Genomic DNA, 17,417 nt, shown 5'->3' on the forward strand with positions numbered 1-17,417 from the left:
TGAGCTAACCTGTACTAATTGCCCGTGAGGCTTAACCATACAACACCCAAGGGGTTTTATCGGACTCCACAAACACTTGAATGTAAGTTTGAGAACTAGTTAACTTTCCCAGATTGCTATTTCAAGCGTTGCTTGAAATAAACGAATTTGCTTGGCGACCTTAGCGCTGTGGTCCCACCTGAATCCATGCCGAACTCAGAAGTGAAACGCAGCAGCGCCGATGGTAGTGTGGGGTCTCCCCATGTGAGAGTAGGACATCGCCAAGCACCCATTTCTTGTTTTTAGATTTTTAAAAAATCTAAAGGCAAAAATAATTACCGTACTGAACATACGGTAGTTTAAGTGGAGCGGTAGTTCAGTTGGTTAGAATACCGGCCTGTCACGCCGGGGGTCGCGGGTTCGAGTCCCGTCCGCTCCGCCACTTATTTAGAAAAGCCTGATTCGAAAGAATCAGGCTTTTTTTCATTATACGTTTTAGAAATAAAAATATATAAAAAGCTGAGCGGTAGTTCAGTTGGTTTGCTTTTTGTTTAAGAGCAAGCCGGCCTGTCACCCCGGGGGCGCGCTGATGTTCGGTATAGCAGTCCCGTCCGCTCCGCCATTTGTTTAGAGAAAGCCTGATTCGAAAGAGTCAGGCTTTTTTTCATTATATGCTTTATAAATAAAAATAGATAAAAGTTGAGTGGTAGTTCAGTTGGTTTGCTTTTTTCGTTATAGTAATTTATCAAATAATACTAAGCCCGAGTCGAAAGACTTGGGCTTTTCTACATTTGAGTAAAAACTGAGTTGGGTAATAGGTATCTGATTAAGATATGTTTACCTAGATGATTATTATATGTGCTTATCGGATTCGATTTGAAAGTGTCGGCTTAAAGTATCAATAATATTTTTGCGGTAGCCTGAATTATCATGGTCACCTAAAAGGTGTTCGAGCTCTTGTCCGATAATACTAAGTCGATAATAACTGAATGTACTTTTTGTTTTTAGACTCACTAGTTGATAAGTATGCTGACCTTTCGATAATGTTAATGCACTATTTTTAGCAATGGCCTTAGTTGATAGTTCTGTTTTAAGTAATAACCCAGCTTCCATCAAAATCATTAACATAGATACTGTAAGTGTGTTGGGCAACAAATCAATTTCTAGATACTGGTTTGAAAAAAGTCTTTTATTAGTGATTACTATTTGGCTTAACAGTTTACTGTTGTTGTCTTGGTTTCCTAGTTGCCAGCATGTGTTGAGGGCTTTTTTAAATATAGCAAGCTCATAGTGAGTTAATTGCGCCAAGGTTTGTAATGCTTTTAGACTGATGCTATGAGGATTCAATGTTTCTTGGATTAAAGCTTTTGCCCATACTTTTTGCATTTGCGGGCTATAAATATCTTGTGCTAGCTGTAAGTAATGATGCCACCAATCGATATCAAGTTCCCGTGAGTTTTCTTCACCTGCATAGCTGTGAGCAAGCTTTATGATTTGCTCTAAGTTATTTTGTTTACTTTGCGCTAGGTATCGTTCTCGATGCTCTAAACGTTCAATTAAAGACAGCTCAGAACTATTGATTAATTCAGCTATATAATTTTGTTTTGCTAGGCGCTCGATACGCTGTTTACTTGAAATGAGAGACGAGGAAGTTCGAGCAAATGGTAAGTTAGCCATATTTTAATTACTGTCAGCTTAGAGTAATGAACCGTTTGGGATCTTAATCTTTTGTCCAAAAAATCATAGAGGCAGCCAGATGATTTGGCTACCTCTGAGATCTTGGTTACAGATTTGCTTTAGTTAGCTCAATTACTTTAGTGACTTGTTGTGGTGATAATTTACCTTCTTGAGCAAATAATATTTTACCGGCTTTATCGATAACAATAATGGCTGAATTATCTTTTTCTAATTGCCAGCTTTGTTGTACTTTTCCTTTAGCATCTAGCACTAGAGATGACCAGGGGAATTCTTTTTTGCTATCTTCTGCCGATGATTTTACTAAGCTTCCTGTGCCCCAAATGGAGTCATCTTGGTTAATAATAGTGATAGTTTGATACTTATCTGCTGGGAATTTAGCTTGGGTAATTGCACTGACTACAGAGGCATTCATCTCTTTAGCTGAGCTTCTTCCTGCAATAGCTTGAATAATGTGAACCTTTCCTGCAAGTTTTTGTGTGCTCCATGACTGATAATAAATATCGTCTTTTTTATTTAGGACGATTTCACCTTTATCTTGTACTTTTACTTGTGGAAGTGATTCACCCAATTTTAAATTGTGAGCACTTACAGAGCTTGAGAGTAAAGTAAAAAATAAAAGGGCTAGGGGCTTCTTGTTCATCATATTAATTTCCATATGTTTTTATATATCCAGATGTTAAAAAATCACTGGGAGATAAATCGCTGTTATCTATAATTGCTTTTTGTTGACACTTTGACCAATTAATATTGATATAGTTTCGCAAATGAATAGTTAACATCTTAAGAATACTTGATTTTTTAGATTTAGAGAAAGTTGACTGGCAAGAAATTTGCTAGTTCTTTGATGAAGAGTCGAAACCAAGTCGCTCGTTGATTGTCTTAACCTTACATCAAGTCTGGAGGCAATAATGTTACGAATTTTTAAGCAATATAGGCCGATTCAAGTTGCTCGTCATGTGAAAAAATATTTCAGAGGTCGAGTTTTTATTTGGGGCGTAGGAGCTTTTGAATTTGATAAGGGGCGCTTACTTCCAGCGGAACACCATAATATACAGGCGCTAAATACACTTTCTGAAGTGAACCGTCATATTGATGCGTTAGCCGTTGATTTGGCTCTTGTATAATTAAACGATCTTCTAGAGACTACTCTCATTTATTTATTGTAGTTTCTCCCTATCTCTATAGTTGTTCTAATCTATATCTTTGTGGGTATGTATTATTTTGATAAATGTTGAATATGTGTGTTAGTGAGAGCTTGGTAGGCATATTCAAATTTTTTCAGCGCCAACTTATTGGCAGCGTAGTTGTACTTTGTCAAAATGCACAAGATCCTAAATAAAAATCCACCATTCCATAATAAGAAGCTCATTGGACATGAAAAAGTTTTTCAAGCCGCTTAGCTTGACTGCATTTGCTTTAGCTTTTTCTACCGCTGCTCATGCCTCTTCATCTTTGAAGATCAAAGGCCTAGACGGTAAGTTAGAAAGTAATGTTGAAGCATATCTGTCAGGTATTCCAAAGGAAGATTATAGTGCCACCTTACGTTTTCAAGAGCAGGTTGAAGATGAAGTAAAGCAAGCTCTTCAAGCTCTGGGGTATTACCAACCATCTATTGATTATCGAGCAAAGCCTGATGGTGATGAAATTGATATTACCATTACGGTTGATGCCGGAACTGCGACTCATATTGCGAAAAGTGATATTGAAATTACAGGTGCAGCAGCAAATGACCCTGACTTTCTTGCTTTGATCAGAAATAGTGGCCTAAGTATTGGCGATCAACTCAATCATGGCAATTACGAAGCATTTAAATCATCTCTATCAAGTTTAGCGTTGAAAAAAGGCTACTTTGATGCCGAGATGACGAAAAGTGTTATGGAAGTTGCTCCAAGTCGAGCAGAAGCTTTTATCATCATTCACTTTGATTCTGGTAAGCGTTACAACTTTGGTCAAACTCTTTTCCAAGGCAGCCAGATTGATCAAGATCGTTTAGATTCATTAATTCCATATCAAGAGAATGAGCCTTATCTTGCCTCTAAGTTAGGGTTGTTTAATGAACGACTATCTAGTGTAGGGTGGTTTTCATCGATCTTTGTTGGTGGTGATGTTAATGAGCGTAAAGGTGATGAAATCCCAATTCATGTAGCTCTGTCTCCTGCTGTTCGTAATAAGGTTGAAGTTGGTATGGGTTACTCTACCGATGTGGGATACAACTTTAAGCTGAACTGGAAAAAACCGTGGATCAACAGTAAAGGTCATAGCCTTACTGTTAAAAGTGAGTTCTCGAAAGTACAGCCTAAAATTGAGGCGGCTTATAAGATCCCGCTTGATGATGTTCTAAATAATTATTATCAAGTGATTGGTGGTATTCGTTATGTTGATAACCATGATACTCGTAGTACAGAGTACAGTGCTGGTTTAGAGCGTCATTGGAAACTAGAGTCTGGCTGGAAACGTGTCGCTTCTTTACGTTGGTTGTATGAAGACTATAAGCAAGGTGAATTTGAAAGTGGCGTTGCTCATATGCTTATTCCTGGTCTGACTTATTCAAGAACTCGAACTCGTGGTGGTGCGATGCCAACGTGGGGTGATCGTCAAATGTTCTCAGTTGAAGTGACCGATCCGGCACTGGGTTCTGATAATCGTCTCGCTCGTTTGCGTGGTCAAACAGCATGGATTCGCTCTCTTAGTGAGAATCAACGAGGCTTATTCCGGTTAGATGCTGGAGCGGTCTTTACTGATCATTTAGCAACCGTACCACCATCTATGCGCTTCTTTGCAGGTGGTGATAATAGTATTCGTGGTTACGGTTATGAATCAGTGGGTCCTCGCGACTCTGCGGGTAAGTTGCTTGGTGGTAAGTACATGGCAACATCATCACTTGAATATCAATACCGTGTCTATGGCGATTGGTGGGGAGCTATTTTCTACGACTATGGTTCGGCATGGAATGATAGTCCTGATTGGGTGAGCGGTGCTGGTGTTGGCGTTCGCTGGGCATCTCCTGTTGGTCCTGTCACCCTTGATTTTGCCTGGGGTCTAGATAAAGAAAAAGATAAGTTCCAGCTCCACTTCTCATTAGGTCCTGAATTATGATCTGGGTAAAACGTATATCTCTTGCTGTGCTGGCAATATTGCTGGTTTTAGTAATAACGCTAGCAACCTTGCTGTTTACTCCTGCAGGGGTAAAAGTTGCGCTATGGGGGGCTCAAAAGGCACTGCCTGCGCTAAAGATTGAAAGTAGTGATGGCGGCTTCTTTGATGGCTTGATCTTGAATAATGTTCAATACGATGATGGGAACATGTCGTTATTGGCCAAAAAGATCTCATTGAATTTAGACGATGGCTGCCTGTTAACTCCCGAAATTTGTGTTAAAGAGCTCGGAGTTGACGGGGTAACTTTTGCGATGCCTGAGTTACCTCCACCATCGACTGAACCTGAGCAACCTTCAGAGCCTGTCACTGAAATATCAATGCCTTTACCGATTCATATTGAAAATGTCCATCTTAATGACATTAAACTTGATATTTTGGGTAATAAGGTTGGATGGAAAAGTTTCACAACAGCAGCTGAATTGGCTGGTAGCAAGGTGACACTTAAACCAACAGATTGGCAAGATATTGATTTAACACTAGCGCCAGCTAAGCCTCAAACAAAAAGTTCATCTAAAGCAAAGAGCAGTGCTCCAACTAAAGCTGAACCGATTGTATTGCCAGATGTTGTGTTGCCGATGTCGTTTGATGTTGAGCGATTTACCGTTAAAAACTTTGAGCTACATGGTGAAACACCGCATAAAGTGAGCTTGCTTGAACTGATAGCAAAAGCTGAAAAAAGTAATATTAATATCAGTAAGCTGGAATTAATTGCACCCCAAGCAAGTGTGAATGCAAAAGCGGATGTGACATTAACCGGTGATTATCCCCTTGAGTTAGATGCCAATGCTAAAGTTGCCATGAAACCGCTCCAGGGGCATAAACTGAGCGTAAAAGCATCGGGTTCATTAGCGAAATTATCACTTGATGCCAATTTGAAAGGTAAGCTCGATGCGTTAGTGAAAGGTCAATTATCACCGTTGGATCCTAACTTACCGTTTGATGTCAAAGTATCGAGTAATCACATTCAGTGGCCTATTGATACGAAAGCAGAGTACAACGTTAATAAAACCAACATTAAGGCGAAAGGTAGCTTAAAAGGGTTCAGTTTCAGTGCCAAAACAGATGTTAATGGTACGACTATTCCTACGGTTAATGTGGACCTAAATGGTAAAGGCGATCTTAATCAGGTTGATTTAAGTGCTTTGACGATTAAAACGCTTGGTGGTGTTGTTTCTGGTAATGCGAAAGCCAGCTGGAAAAATACGGTAAAATGGCAAGGTGCAATCGCTCTTGACAGTATTCAACCTGGCAAACAGTGGCCAGAAGCTGACGGTAATATCAGTGGTAAGTTAGAGACATCTGGTGGGCTTACTGCTAAAGGTGGATGGTTTGCTAAATTACCACTATTAGATATTCACGGTAACATCATGAAACAACCGTTTACCTTAGCGGGCTCTGCAAATGCAGAAGATCTGTCAGGTAAAGGTGATCTTAATGTTGTTACCGATGGCTTAACCTTGAAACACGGTATTAATGGATTAACAGCAAAAGGCAGTTTAGGTAAAGACTGGAACATGATCGCACAAGTGAATGCGCCTGATCTTTCCCGTTCTCTTGCTGGATTACGCGGCCGAGTAATGGGTGATGTTAAGCTAACTGGCAAGATGGCAGAACCCAATGTGATGATCGACCTAGAGGGTAATGGTTTAGGTTGGCAGAAGATGGCAAGCCTACAATCTTTTGCAATTAAAGGTCAGATTAAACCGATGCCTGAATTACAAGGTGATTTAAGCATTACTGCTGCGAATGGCAAATATGACACTATGTCGTTAAAAGACCTTAAGGTGCTATTTAATGGCAGTGAGAAGCAGCATACTCTAACGCTTAACCTTGATGCTGAGCCAGTAAGTGCCAACCTCGCTCTTGAAGGTCAATTAAATCGTGAGACTGGATGGCAGGGGATGCTATCTAAAGGCAATATCAAAACCCCTGTTGGTAATTGGGTACTCAATCATCCAACGCGTTTAGGTTATAACTTAAAAACAGCGATGGCGAATGTTGAAGCCCATTGTTGGCAACAAGGTCAAGCTAGTATTTGCCTAACTCAAAACCTAACCGCAGGTAAATCGGGTAAAGCAGATTTAGCAATTAAGAACATTAACTTTGAGATGTTGAAGCCATATCTTCCTGATGGTATCGAATTGAAAGGTGGTGTTGGAGCAACGGCATCGGCTTCTTGGGCTCCAAATCAAGCACCTGTGGTCAATGCTCAAGTGCTTTTACCTGAAGGTTCTGTTAATCAACGTTTTTCACCTGATGAGCGCCCATTAACCTTTGCTTGGGATAAAGTGACGCTTAATGCTGATATGAAAAATGATGTCTTAAATGCGAATTGGTTATTTGCAATAAAAGATAATGGTGATTTAAGTGGTCAAGCTCGTATTACGAATCTGCAAGGTAATCAGCAGATCAATGCACAAGTAAAACTCGATCGCTTTATGCTGGCCTTCTTAGAGCCTGTGATTAAGGACTATCATAAGTTCGATGGGGCAGTAAATGCTGATCTACGAGTGACGGGCCCTATTTTACACCCTGCAGTTAATGGTCAATTGAGCGTTGATAAATTACAAGCGACTGGACGTAAAGTTCCGCTTGATATTAAAGACGCTGAAATTACAATTGATTTTAATGGTTACAATGCCCAGCTCTCTGGTGATATTTTCACTCCAGACGGTAAGTTGTTATTGCGAGGTATGGGTGACTGGCAAAACATGGCAGCTTGGAAATCTGAGCTTCATGTAAAAGGTAGTGAACTTCAAGTAAGCGTACCTCCTATGGTTTCGTTGAAAGTCTCTCCTGAATTGAGCATTACAGCGAATCCTAAAGGCGCCGATATTACCGGTAATGTGGAAATTCCTTGGGGTCGTATTCGAGTCAATCAATTGCCTAAGTCTGCGGTATCAGTTTCTAAAGATCAGGTGTTATTAAATAACGATCTGAAACCGGTAAAAGAGCAAGTATCTACACCATTTGATATTCGTACCAATGTGATGGTGAAGATTGGCGATGATATGAAGCTTAAAGCCTTTGGTTTAAATGCAGGACTTACAGGTGATCTAAATGTTCGCCAAGAAGGTAAAGGACCGATGATTTACGGTGAGATCAATATCACTGATGGTTCGTTCTATCGTGCTCTTGGTCAAGAACTGCAAATCCGTAAAGGTCAGATTATCTTTAACGGGCCAGCTGATCAGCCATATCTTGCTTTTGAAGCGATTCGGGATCCTGACAATATTGAAGATGATGTGATTGCTGGTGTGCGTGTAACTGGTTCAGCAGATGCACCTAAGGTTGAGATTTTCTCAGATCCTGCGATGCCACAGCAAAATGCTTTATCGTACATCTTAACTGGTCGTAATTTAGATAGCGAAGATGCTGATAACGGTAATGCGATGACAACTGCGCTGATCGGTATGGGCCTAGCTCAAAGTGGTCAGTTAGTCGGTGACATTGGCGAAGCTGTTGGGGTAAAAGATCTTAGTTTATCAACGGCAGGTTCTGGCGACGATTCTCAGGTTCAAATCAGTGGTTATATTGCACCTGGTTTACAGGTTAAATATGGTGTTGGTATCTTTAACTCAATCGGTGAATTTACCGTGCGCTATCGTCTAATGAAGGACCTCTATGTTGAGGCTGTTTCTGGGCTTGATAGTGCAGTAGATTTACTGTACCAATTTGAATTTAACTAAGCTAAACTAGGCAGTAAAAAGAGCGTGTGGTGAAAAGCCAGGCGCTCTTTTTTTATTTATTGAAACTAATTTTAACCTAATTTAAATCGGTTATGGTTTTGCTTGTAACAGTTGCTGATAGCTCATGCCATTAAAGGTGTTTGGATAACCTAAGGCATTAAGTTGTTGTTCGGCAATACGAGCTCGTTGGCCAGAACGGCAATAGAGTAGAATTGGACGATCTTTTTCTTTCACTTGAGCTTCAAGTTGAGCGATTTGATCAAAAGGAATATTCATAGCTGAAGGGAAATGCCCTTGCTTAAATTCAGCCGGAGAGCGCACATCAACAATGACTGTATTAGGTGTTTGCTCTAATTGCCAAAATTCAGCAGGGGTAACCTCTTTTGCGGATAAATTTTGGCTACTAAATAAGCCACAGAAAAGGATTCCCATTGTTTTTAAGTGGAAACTAGAGGTAGTAGTTCTATACATTATTTTTTCTCAGCGCGCTGAAAAGAGGTTTCAATTTCGGCTTTAGCGGCAGTAGCATCAGCCCAACCATCGACCTTAACCCACTTCCCAACTTCAAGCTCTTTGTAGCGTTCAAAAAACTGAGTGATTTGTGCTTTTAGTAGGGCTGGCAAGTCACCAATATCTTGAATGTGCTCGTACTCTTTACTGACTTTATGATGAGGAACGGCAATGACTTTGGCATCTTCACCGGATTCATCTGTCATTTTTAGAACACCGACTGGGCGGCATCGTATTACAGAGCCTGGTTGCAGTGGATATGGGGTTGGGACTAATACATCAACCGGATCGCCATCTAAAGATAAAGTGTGATTGATATAGCCGTAATTACATGGATAAAACATCGGGGCAGACATAAATCGGTCAACAAATAGCGCTCCGCTGTCTTTATCGACTTCATACTTGATAGGATCGGCATTGGCTGGGATTTCAATAATGACGTAAATATCATCGGGCAGTGATAGTCCAGCTGGGACGTGGTTCAAACTCATTGGCTTTCCTTACTGTGAGTTAATAAATTGTTACTACGAATTATAAACACAGTTGAACAAAATATCAGCACTCTTAACGGAGATACCCAAGTCACTCCAAACTTGGTTTGAAATTTCTTGGGTATCAATATGCGTGACTTTTTGTTTTATTCGCAATAGCGTTCTAGATAGTCTTCCACCTGTTTAACCATATTTTTAGAGCCAACAAAAAATGGTACACGTTGGTGAAGTTCTTGTGGTTTCAGATCTAATATACGATTGATACCATCTGATGCACATCCCCCTGCTTGTTCAACAATAAATGCCATCGGATTGCACTCATACAGTAATCGCAATTTGCCGTTAGGATGAGTCAAGGTACTTGGGTAGAGATAAATCCCCCCTTTTAATAGGTTGCGATGAAAGTCTGCGACGAGAGAGCCGATATAGCGAGAGGTATAAGGGCGATTATGTTCGGGTGTATTCTCTTGGCAGAACTTAATGTACTGTTTAATGCCTTGCGGAAAACGGATGTAGTTACCTTCGTTAATGGAGTAAATGGTGCCATTAACTGGAATTTGCATATTTTCATGAGAGAGACAAAATACGCCCAAAGATGGGTCATAGGTAAAACCATGAACACCATTTCCTGTGGTATAGACCAACATTGTGGAAGAACCGTAGATGACATATCCTGCCGCAACTTGTTGATGACCCGGTTGAAGGAAGTCTTCTTGGGTTGGTGGGGTGCCAATAGGAGAGACTCGGCGGTAAATAGAGAAGATGGTGCCAACAGAGACATTAACATCAATATTAGATGAGCCATCTAACGGATCCATCAATACCACGTATTTCGCATTACGATTAAGCTCTTTGTTAAACGCAACTGCTTCATCTTCTTCTTCACTTGCAACACCACACACTTGATCTCGTGCTTCTAGTGCCGCTTTAAATTTGTCATTGGCATAGACATCGAGTTTTTGTTGCTGCTCTCCTTGTATATTTTCAGCACCCACGGCTCCTGTGATATCAACAAGACCGGCTTTATTAATTTCGCGGTTAACGATCTTTGCTGCTAGTTTAATTGAGCCTAGTAAGGAGGAGAGTTCACCGCTGGCGTGGGGAAAATCATTTTGTTTTTCAACAATGAATTCGCCAAGCGTTCGAATGTCAGACATAGATAATCCTTGCATCCTATTGTCATTAAGGGAGAAATCTCAGGTACAATAAGGATAGACTTTATTTTGATACACTGAGTTTTCACAGTTTGATGTTCTCGTATTTCCAGCCATGCTTTTACTGCATTATTGTTATCCGCTGGAGATATAACAAATTGTATGAAAAGATCTTTTTTATGGTAACGAAGTAACGCAAAAGCGTGAAAAATGCCAAGATTTGTGAGGGAGATAGCAGATATGCATATCCATATTTTAGGTATTTGCGGTACGTTTATGGGTGGCGCTGCCATTCTTGCTCGTCAACTCGGCCATAAGGTAACGGGCTGTGATGCGAATGTGTATCCACCGATGAGTACTTTATTGGAATCGCAAGGGATCGAGATTATTCAAGGCTACGATCCTAGTCAACTGGATCCAGCCCCCGATCTTGTTGTGATTGGTAATGCGATGAGCCGTGGCAACCCATGTGTTGAATACGTCCTAAATCATAATCTTCGCTACACTTCTGGCCCGCAGTGGCTACAAGAGTTTTTATTGCATGACCGCTGGGTGATGGCTGTTTCGGGTACGCACGGTAAAACAACCACAGCAAGTATGCTCGCGTGGATCTTAGAAGATTGTGGCTATAACCCAGGCTTTTTAGTCGGTGGTGTATTGGGGAACTTTGGTGTTTCGGCGCGTTTAGGCGAGAGCATGTTTTTTGTGGTCGAAGCGGATGAGTATGACAGTGCTTTCTTTGATAAGCGTTCTAAGTTTGTTCATTACCACCCTCGAACTCTGATCATGAATAACCTTGAGTTTGATCATGCTGATATTTTTGATGATCTCAAATCGATTCAGCGCCAATTTCACCATCTGGTACGAACGGTTCCGGGTAATGGTCGTATCCTTGCTCCTCATGGCGTTGCCGCAATAGATGAAACGCTTGAAATGGGATGTTGGAGTGAGTTGGAATACATAGGTGGTGATGGCCATTGGCAGGCTGAAAAGCTTATGGCTGATGGCAGTCAATTTTCTGTTTTGCTTGATGGGGAAAAGGTTGGCGTAGTGAATTGGCCTTTGGTTGGCGATCACAATGTCAATAATGCTTTAATGGCGATAGCTGCTGCTCGACATGTTGGTGTGACCCCAGATCTTGCATGTGAAGCTTTGGGTAATTTTATTAACACTAAACGCCGCTTGGAATTAAAAGGCGAAGTGAATGGAGTGAAGGTCTATGACGATTTCGCCCATCATCCAACAGCTATTGAGTTAACGTTAGGTGGCCTTCGAGCTAAAGTAGGAGCTGATGCTCGCATTCTGGCTGTGCTTGAGCCTCGTTCTAACACCATGAAGTTGGGTGTTCATAAAGATGATCTTGCACCATCGCTGCAGGCAGCAGATGAAGTCTTTTTGTTCCAGCCAAATAATATTCCATGGTCAGTTAGCGATATTGCTAATCAGTGTTCACAGCCTGCTTTTACAAATGATGATCTTGATGGCTTAGTGGCGGAGATCTGTGCTCATGCGAAAGAGGGCGATACTATCTTAGTAATGAGTAATGGCGGATTTGGTGGTATTCACGATAAGTTATTGGCTAAACTAGGACAATAGTCACGAAGCTAAGGATAAACCATGAGAGATAAGCGCATTACTTTAGCCTGGACCGGAGCCTCTGGTGCCCCTTATGGTCTACGGTTATTGCAATCACTGTTGGCCGCTGAGTTTGAAGTCTATTTATTGATCTCATCGGCTGCTCGCGTTGTGCTGGCAACCGAACATGGTTTAAAGCTGTCTGCCAATCCTGAAATTGCGAAATCCCAATTAGTGGAGCATCTCGCTTGTGAGGCTCATTTTCTTCATGTATGTGGTAAAGACGATTGGTTCTCGCCGGTCGCTTCTGGATCTGCCGCTCCCAAACAGATGGTGGTATGTCCATGTTCTGCTGGGTGTGTGGCTGCAATAGCTCATGGCATGTCTGACAATTTGTTAGAGCGTGCTGCGGATGTTGTACTAAAAGAGCGCGGGCAATTACTGCTGGTGGTGCGAGAGACTCCATTTTCAACGTTACATCTTGAAAATATGCTTAAACTATCGCAAATGGGCGTCACAATAATGCCCGCCGCACCGGGGTTTTACCATCAGCCACAATCGATTGAGGATTTAATTGATTTTATGGTGGCAAGAATTCTCGATCACTTACAGATTGAGCAAAAGTTAGTACCTCGCTGGGGATATGATAATCGTCAATCCTAGTCTCTCATCCTAATAAAAAATGGCCTGTTATATTATCGATAACGGGCCATTTTTATATCAGTTAACAAATACTCTTACCCATATTATGGTGCTTTAAATAGTAAGAGCTCGACGTCGATGATTCCAAGCCAATAAACTTAGAATAAAGAGCACCGGAATAAATACCCACTCTTTCATTGGCCTTGGATTTGGTACACTTATCGATTGAATCTGCCAATCAAAATCAATTCCTACCGCTTCGGCCGGACTTGCAAAATCGACCATATCAACCCAGATTGTGTTCTCTTCTTGGCGCAGATTTAATCCGGTCGATTGAATTCGTTGTTGCGCTGTTTCTGCTTTATCATCAAAGGGTAATAAGACATGTTTACTGACTTCTTTTCCTTCGAGATTGATACCTGTGACTTGCAGTTCTATTGGTGAGCCTATCGGTAGATTTGCAACGACTTGCTCAATATTTTTCCCAGGTAAAATGTTTTTTGCTGGATAGATTTGATCCCACCAAAATCCAGGCCTAAAAAGTGAAAAAGTAATCACCAGTAGGGCGATAACTTCCCACCATTTTGTTTTCGTTAACCACCACCCTTGAGTGGCGACTGAGAACGTAAGCATGGCTAAGATTGCAGAAATAACGGTAAGTAAAAGATGCCACCAAGAATCGATATTGAGCAATAACAGCTGAGTATTAAAGATAAACATAAATGGCAAAATCGCAGTACGGATATCATAGGTAAAGCCTTGGATACCGGTTTTTATTGGGTCTGATTTGGCAATTGCTGCTGCGGCAAAGGCGGCCAAACCAACCGGAGGGGTATCATCGGCTAAAATACCAAAATAGAACACAAACAGGTGCACTGCGATCAACGGAATGATCAAACCGTGTTGTGCTCCTAGGGTTACGATCACGGGAGCCATTAATGTTGAAACGACAATATAGTTAGCTGTTGTTGGCAGTCCCATACCTAAAATTAAACTGATCACTGCGGTAAATATCAACATTAATAAGATATTGCCACCAGAGATAAACTCAACAAAATCAGTCATAACCAGACCAATTCCCGTTAATGTCACTACGCCAACAATGATTCCTGCTGCCGCTGTGGCTACACCTATCCCTATCATATTGCGAGCCCCTGATATCAGGCTAGCAATGAGATCTTGACCTCCTTGTGCGAATGCTTGAGAAAGCGTTTGTTCTTGAGTAAAGAGAGCCAATAGTGGTCTTTGCGTTAGTAAAATAAAGATCATAAAGACGGTTGCCCAAAACGCAGATAAGCCAGGTGAGAAGCGTTCAACCGTGAGACACCAAACTAAAACAACAATAGGCAATAAAAAGTAAAGCCCGGATTTTAGTGTTGGTAAAGGATCGGGGACATAGGTCAGCTCTTGGTTGGGATCTTCTAATAAATGATCTTGATAGCAGGCGGCCAGTTTGATGAGCAGCACATAAGCAATGAGTAAGGCGATAGTAATCATCGGGGTTGCTAAGACGCCAAATACTGTTTTTGTCCAGCCAATACCGTAGTAGACTGCGGCACTTATTACGAGAAAGAGTAAAATAGTGAAAATAAAAGAGAGCAGCTTTTGAGCCATACTGGGCTGATGTTTGCGAGGTAACCCTGACATATTGGCTTTACAGGCTTCTAAGTGGACGATGTACAGCAGTGCGATATAGGAAATAGCAGCAGGTAAGATCGCCGCTTTAATCACTTCGACATAAGAAATACCAACATATTCCACCATTAAAAAAGCAGCTGCTCCCATAATAGGGGGGGTCAATTGACCGTTGGTTGAGGCTGCTACTTCGACAGCTCCTGCCTTAGTGCCGGGAAAACCGACTCGTTTCATCAAGGGAATAGTAAAGGTTCCCGTTGTAACCACATTGGCAATTGATGAGCCAGAAACTAACCCTGAGAGGCCAGATGCGACAACAGCGGCCTTGGCGGGGCCTCCTTTCATATGCCCTAAGAGAGAGAACGCAAGTTTAATAAAATAGGCTCCAGCTCCCGCTTTTTCTAACATAGCTCCGAATAACACAAACAAGAAAACAAATGAGGTTGAGACTCCTAATGCAACACCATAGACCCCTTCTGTGGTGAGCCAAAGATGAGACATGGCTTTGTTTAAGCTCGCCCCTTTATGTGCAATGACATCGGGCATGTGAGGACCGGCAAAGGTATAAGTTAAAAAGATGGCTGCAACGACCATTAAAGGTGGACCTAAAGTACGACGAGTGGCTTCAAGTAATAAGATCATTCCAGTACAAGCGATATAGATATCAGGTGTCGTTGGCGCTCCAGATCGCTCCGCTAATTGTTGATAGAAAATAAATAGGTAGCATGCAGAAAAACTTCCTGCAAAAGCAAATAGCCAGTCGAGTAGTGGGATTTGATCTCGTGCTGAGTGCTTAAATGCAGGATAAGCCGTAAAGGCTAAGAACATGGCAAAGCTTAGATGGATTGCTCGGGCTTGAGTATCATTAAAAATGCCGACATTAAAAATAAAGGGAAGAGGTGAGGCATACCAAAGTTGAAATAGAGACCAGCAAAGAGCAATAGAAAGTAATATTTTTCCCGCTAACCCAGACGGGGTACGGGCTCCAGTATCGGACTGAGCGACTAAGTCTTCAACATGTTGTGCTGTATGATTTTTCTCTGTCTTCATCAAAACATCCTTATGATGGCAGCAGAAAGTAAGCCAATATCCTATGGCTTATAACAAGATCTACGAGATAAAAAGTAAGCGCACACTTTCAAGTATGCGCTTGGGCTTATTATTCTTTAGGAAGTAGTCCCGCTTCTTTGTAATAGCGAATTGCGCCTGGGTGTAGTGGAATAGAGATACCGTTTTTTACCATATCTTGAGGTTTTAAATGGGCAAAGGCAGGATGGAGTCGTTTGAATGTATCAAAATTTTCAAACACGGCTTTGGTTAAAGCATAAACTGCATCATCAGAGACATCGGTGCTGGTCACGAGAGTTGCAGCCACACCAAAGCTTTCTACATCATCATTTCCTTGGTACATATTGCCCGGAACTTCTGTTGCCGTATAATATGGATTATCAGCAATGATCTTTTCGATCGCCTCACCAGTAACTGGGATCAATTTTGCATTACACGATGTAGTGGCTTCTTTAATCGACCCATTTGGGTGACCAACCATGTAAATAAAGGCATCAATTTTATTGTCGCACAGGGCTTGCGAACGCTCAGAACCTTTTAGCTCAGAAGCTAATTTAAAATCCTTTTCAGTCCAGCCAAGGGCATCCATAACAACGCCCATAGTAGCGCGATCTCCTGAGCCTGGATTACCTATATTGACCCGTTTCCCTTTAAGATCTGCAAGGGTTTTAATGCCAGAATCAGCACGGGCGATAATGTTAAAGGGTTCGGTATGGATGGAGAAAACTGCACGAAGTTTTGGATATGGGCCTTGTTCTTTAAACTTACTACTACCGTTATAGCCATGATATTGCCAATCTGACTGAACCACTCCAAAATCTAACTCACCACTGCGTAGGGTATTTATGTTATAGATGGATCCCCCCGTTGATTCAACAGAACAACGGATATTGTGATCTTTTCGATCTTTATTAACGAGTTTGCAGATTGCACCGCCTGTTGGGTAATAGACACCCGTTACTGAACCGGTACCTATGGTAATAAACTCTTGCGCACTGGCTTGACCGGCCAATAACAGGGTTGCAGCAATCGCGCTACTGGAGATAAGTGTTTTTAATGCCATTGTTGTCCCTTCCTATTATGGTTCGTTTCCATGTGAAATAGCGTATGAGATCGCAATTGATCTTATGGACAGAATAATAGCAAAAAAACCTTAAAAGTTAAAAAAAGGTTAACAAATTGGAAATTAGAAAGGGAGTAAAAGGAAGGGTAAAGGAGGAGTGGTTTCCTCCTCTACAAAGCAGTTAGTGTGCGTATTCAAATAGCTCACAAACAGAATCGTACAGTTCTTCTGTTGTTGTTGAATTAGTTGGAGTAATGAAAATCGTATCATCACCAGCAACAACACCAAGAATACCCTCAGCTTTGCCTAATGAGTCAAGTAAACGCGCGATAACTTGAGCCGCACCAGGACCAGTATGAATAACAACTAAAGCTGAGTTGTAGCCCACTTCCATCACAAGCTCTTTTAGCGGGCTTGTTGTTGTTGGAACACCAAGCTCAATAGGAAGGCAGTACACCATTTCCATTTTAGCGTTGCGTGTACGTACCGCACCAAACTTAGTTAGCATGCGCGATACTTTAGACTGGTTAATATTGTCAAATCCTTGAGCTTTTAACGCGTCGACAATTTCGCCCTGAGAGCTGAATTTTTCTTCTTTTAGAATAGCTTTAAAAGCACGAACTAGGCGTTCTTGTTTATCTGAATTTCGCATAAGTAATTCTTATATATCAGGATGAGATACCGTATTTTTGCATAGACTTCTAGCTGCAAGCAAACGAAGTTCATGCAAATTGGTATGTCTATCACCCTTATGATT

The 17,417-nt window shown here is 41.4% G+C and carries 13 protein-coding genes, 1 tRNA gene and 1 rRNA gene; 7 read left to right on the plus strand and 8 right to left on the minus strand.

The features are described from left to right. The first annotated feature begins 150 nt into the window (after positions 1-150). Together rrf and CTN07_RS15890 are read left to right on the plus strand one after the other, a co-directional pair. Positions 151-266, plus strand: a 5S ribosomal RNA gene (rrf, locus tag CTN07_RS15885). Between the two features lie 78 nt (positions 267-344). Further along, positions 345-421: transfer RNA gene (locus CTN07_RS15890), tRNA-Asp, on the plus strand. Between the two features lie 410 nt (positions 422-831). Here CTN07_RS15890 and CTN07_RS15895 read toward each other — a convergent pair. Together CTN07_RS15895 and CTN07_RS15900 are read right to left on the minus strand one after the other, a co-directional pair. Continuing rightward, positions 832-1,656 (minus strand): TIGR03899 family protein, encoded by an 825-nt coding sequence (locus CTN07_RS15895; protein WP_005301511.1) that lies wholly within the window; start codon positions 1,654-1,656, stop codon positions 832-834. Positions 1,657-1,762: 106 nt separating this feature from the next. Then, positions 1,763-2,317, minus strand: a complete 555-nt coding sequence (locus tag CTN07_RS15900; protein ID WP_036765157.1) for a YtfJ family protein — start codon at positions 2,315-2,317, stop codon at positions 1,763-1,765. A gap of 268 nt (positions 2,318-2,585) precedes the next feature. Between CTN07_RS15900 and CTN07_RS15905 the strand changes: the two genes are divergently transcribed. The 3 genes from CTN07_RS15905 (at position 2,586) to tamB (ending at position 8,522) form a co-directional block, all read left to right on the plus strand. Beyond that, positions 2,586-2,801 (plus strand): DUF1107 domain-containing protein, encoded by a 216-nt coding sequence (locus CTN07_RS15905; protein WP_036764477.1) that lies wholly within the window; start codon positions 2,586-2,588, stop codon positions 2,799-2,801. Positions 2,802-3,051: 250 nt separating this feature from the next. Further along, positions 3,052-4,773: an autotransporter assembly complex protein TamA gene (gene tamA, locus CTN07_RS15910; protein WP_005301508.1), complete on the plus strand. Its 1,722-nt coding sequence runs from the start codon at positions 3,052-3,054 to the stop codon at positions 4,771-4,773. Further along, a complete protein-coding gene (gene tamB, locus CTN07_RS15915; protein WP_005301506.1) occupies positions 4,770-8,522 on the plus strand; it encodes an autotransporter assembly complex protein TamB in 3,753 nt (1,250 codons plus the stop codon). Before tamA ends, tamB begins: the two co-directional genes overlap by 4 nt. A gap of 90 nt (positions 8,523-8,612) precedes the next feature. Here the strand turns inward: tamB and CTN07_RS15920 are convergent, their stop codons facing one another. The 3 genes from CTN07_RS15920 to fbp form a co-directional block, all read right to left on the minus strand. Then, positions 8,613-8,993 (minus strand): rhodanese-like domain-containing protein, encoded by a 381-nt coding sequence (locus CTN07_RS15920; protein ID WP_036764474.1) that lies wholly within the window; start codon positions 8,991-8,993, stop codon positions 8,613-8,615. Continuing rightward, complete coding sequence (gene ppa, locus CTN07_RS15925; protein ID WP_036764472.1) at positions 8,993-9,523, minus strand: inorganic diphosphatase; 531 nt, start codon at positions 9,521-9,523, stop codon at positions 8,993-8,995. The genes CTN07_RS15920 and ppa overlap by 1 nt, the downstream gene beginning before the upstream one ends. Before the next feature lie 146 nt (positions 9,524-9,669). After that, positions 9,670-10,680 carry a class 1 fructose-bisphosphatase gene (fbp, locus tag CTN07_RS15930; protein WP_005301498.1) on the minus strand — a complete coding sequence of 337 codons (1,011 nt, stop codon included), beginning with the start codon at positions 10,678-10,680 and terminating at the stop codon, positions 9,670-9,672. Between the two features lie 237 nt (positions 10,681-10,917). Here fbp and mpl point away from each other — a divergent pair, with 237 nt between their 5' ends. Both mpl and CTN07_RS15940 read left to right on the plus strand, forming a co-directional pair. Then, complete coding sequence (gene mpl, locus CTN07_RS15935) at positions 10,918-12,273, plus strand: UDP-N-acetylmuramate:L-alanyl-gamma-D-glutamyl-meso-diaminopimelate ligase (protein WP_005301496.1); 1,356 nt, start codon at positions 10,918-10,920, stop codon at positions 12,271-12,273. 21 nt (positions 12,274-12,294) lie between these two features. Beyond that, positions 12,295-12,915 carry a flavin prenyltransferase UbiX gene (locus tag CTN07_RS15940; RefSeq protein ID WP_005301494.1) on the plus strand — a complete coding sequence of 207 codons (621 nt, stop codon included), beginning with the start codon at positions 12,295-12,297 and terminating at the stop codon, positions 12,913-12,915. A gap of 93 nt (positions 12,916-13,008) precedes the next feature. Here CTN07_RS15940 and CTN07_RS15945 read toward each other — a convergent pair whose 3' ends face one another. The 3 genes from CTN07_RS15945 to argR all read right to left on the minus strand — a co-directional run bounded on the left by CTN07_RS15945 (position 13,009) and on the right by argR (position 17,312). Beyond that, positions 13,009-15,579, minus strand: coding sequence for a TRAP transporter permease (locus tag CTN07_RS15945; RefSeq protein ID WP_005301492.1), 2,571 nt, complete (start codon positions 15,577-15,579; stop codon positions 13,009-13,011). 109 nt (positions 15,580-15,688) lie between these two features. Further along, positions 15,689-16,660: a TAXI family TRAP transporter solute-binding subunit gene (locus CTN07_RS15950; protein WP_005301491.1), complete on the minus strand. Its 972-nt coding sequence runs from the start codon at positions 16,658-16,660 to the stop codon at positions 15,689-15,691. A 181-nt stretch (positions 16,661-16,841) separates the two neighbouring features. Beyond that, a complete protein-coding gene (gene argR / locus CTN07_RS15955; RefSeq protein WP_005301489.1) occupies positions 16,842-17,312 on the minus strand; it encodes a transcriptional regulator ArgR in 471 nt (156 codons plus the stop codon). Between the last annotated feature and the right edge of the window lie 105 nt (positions 17,313-17,417).

This window comes from Photobacterium damselae, from assembly GCF_003026815.1.
Taxonomy (GTDB): Bacteria; Pseudomonadota; Gammaproteobacteria; order Enterobacterales; family Vibrionaceae; genus Photobacterium; species Photobacterium damselae.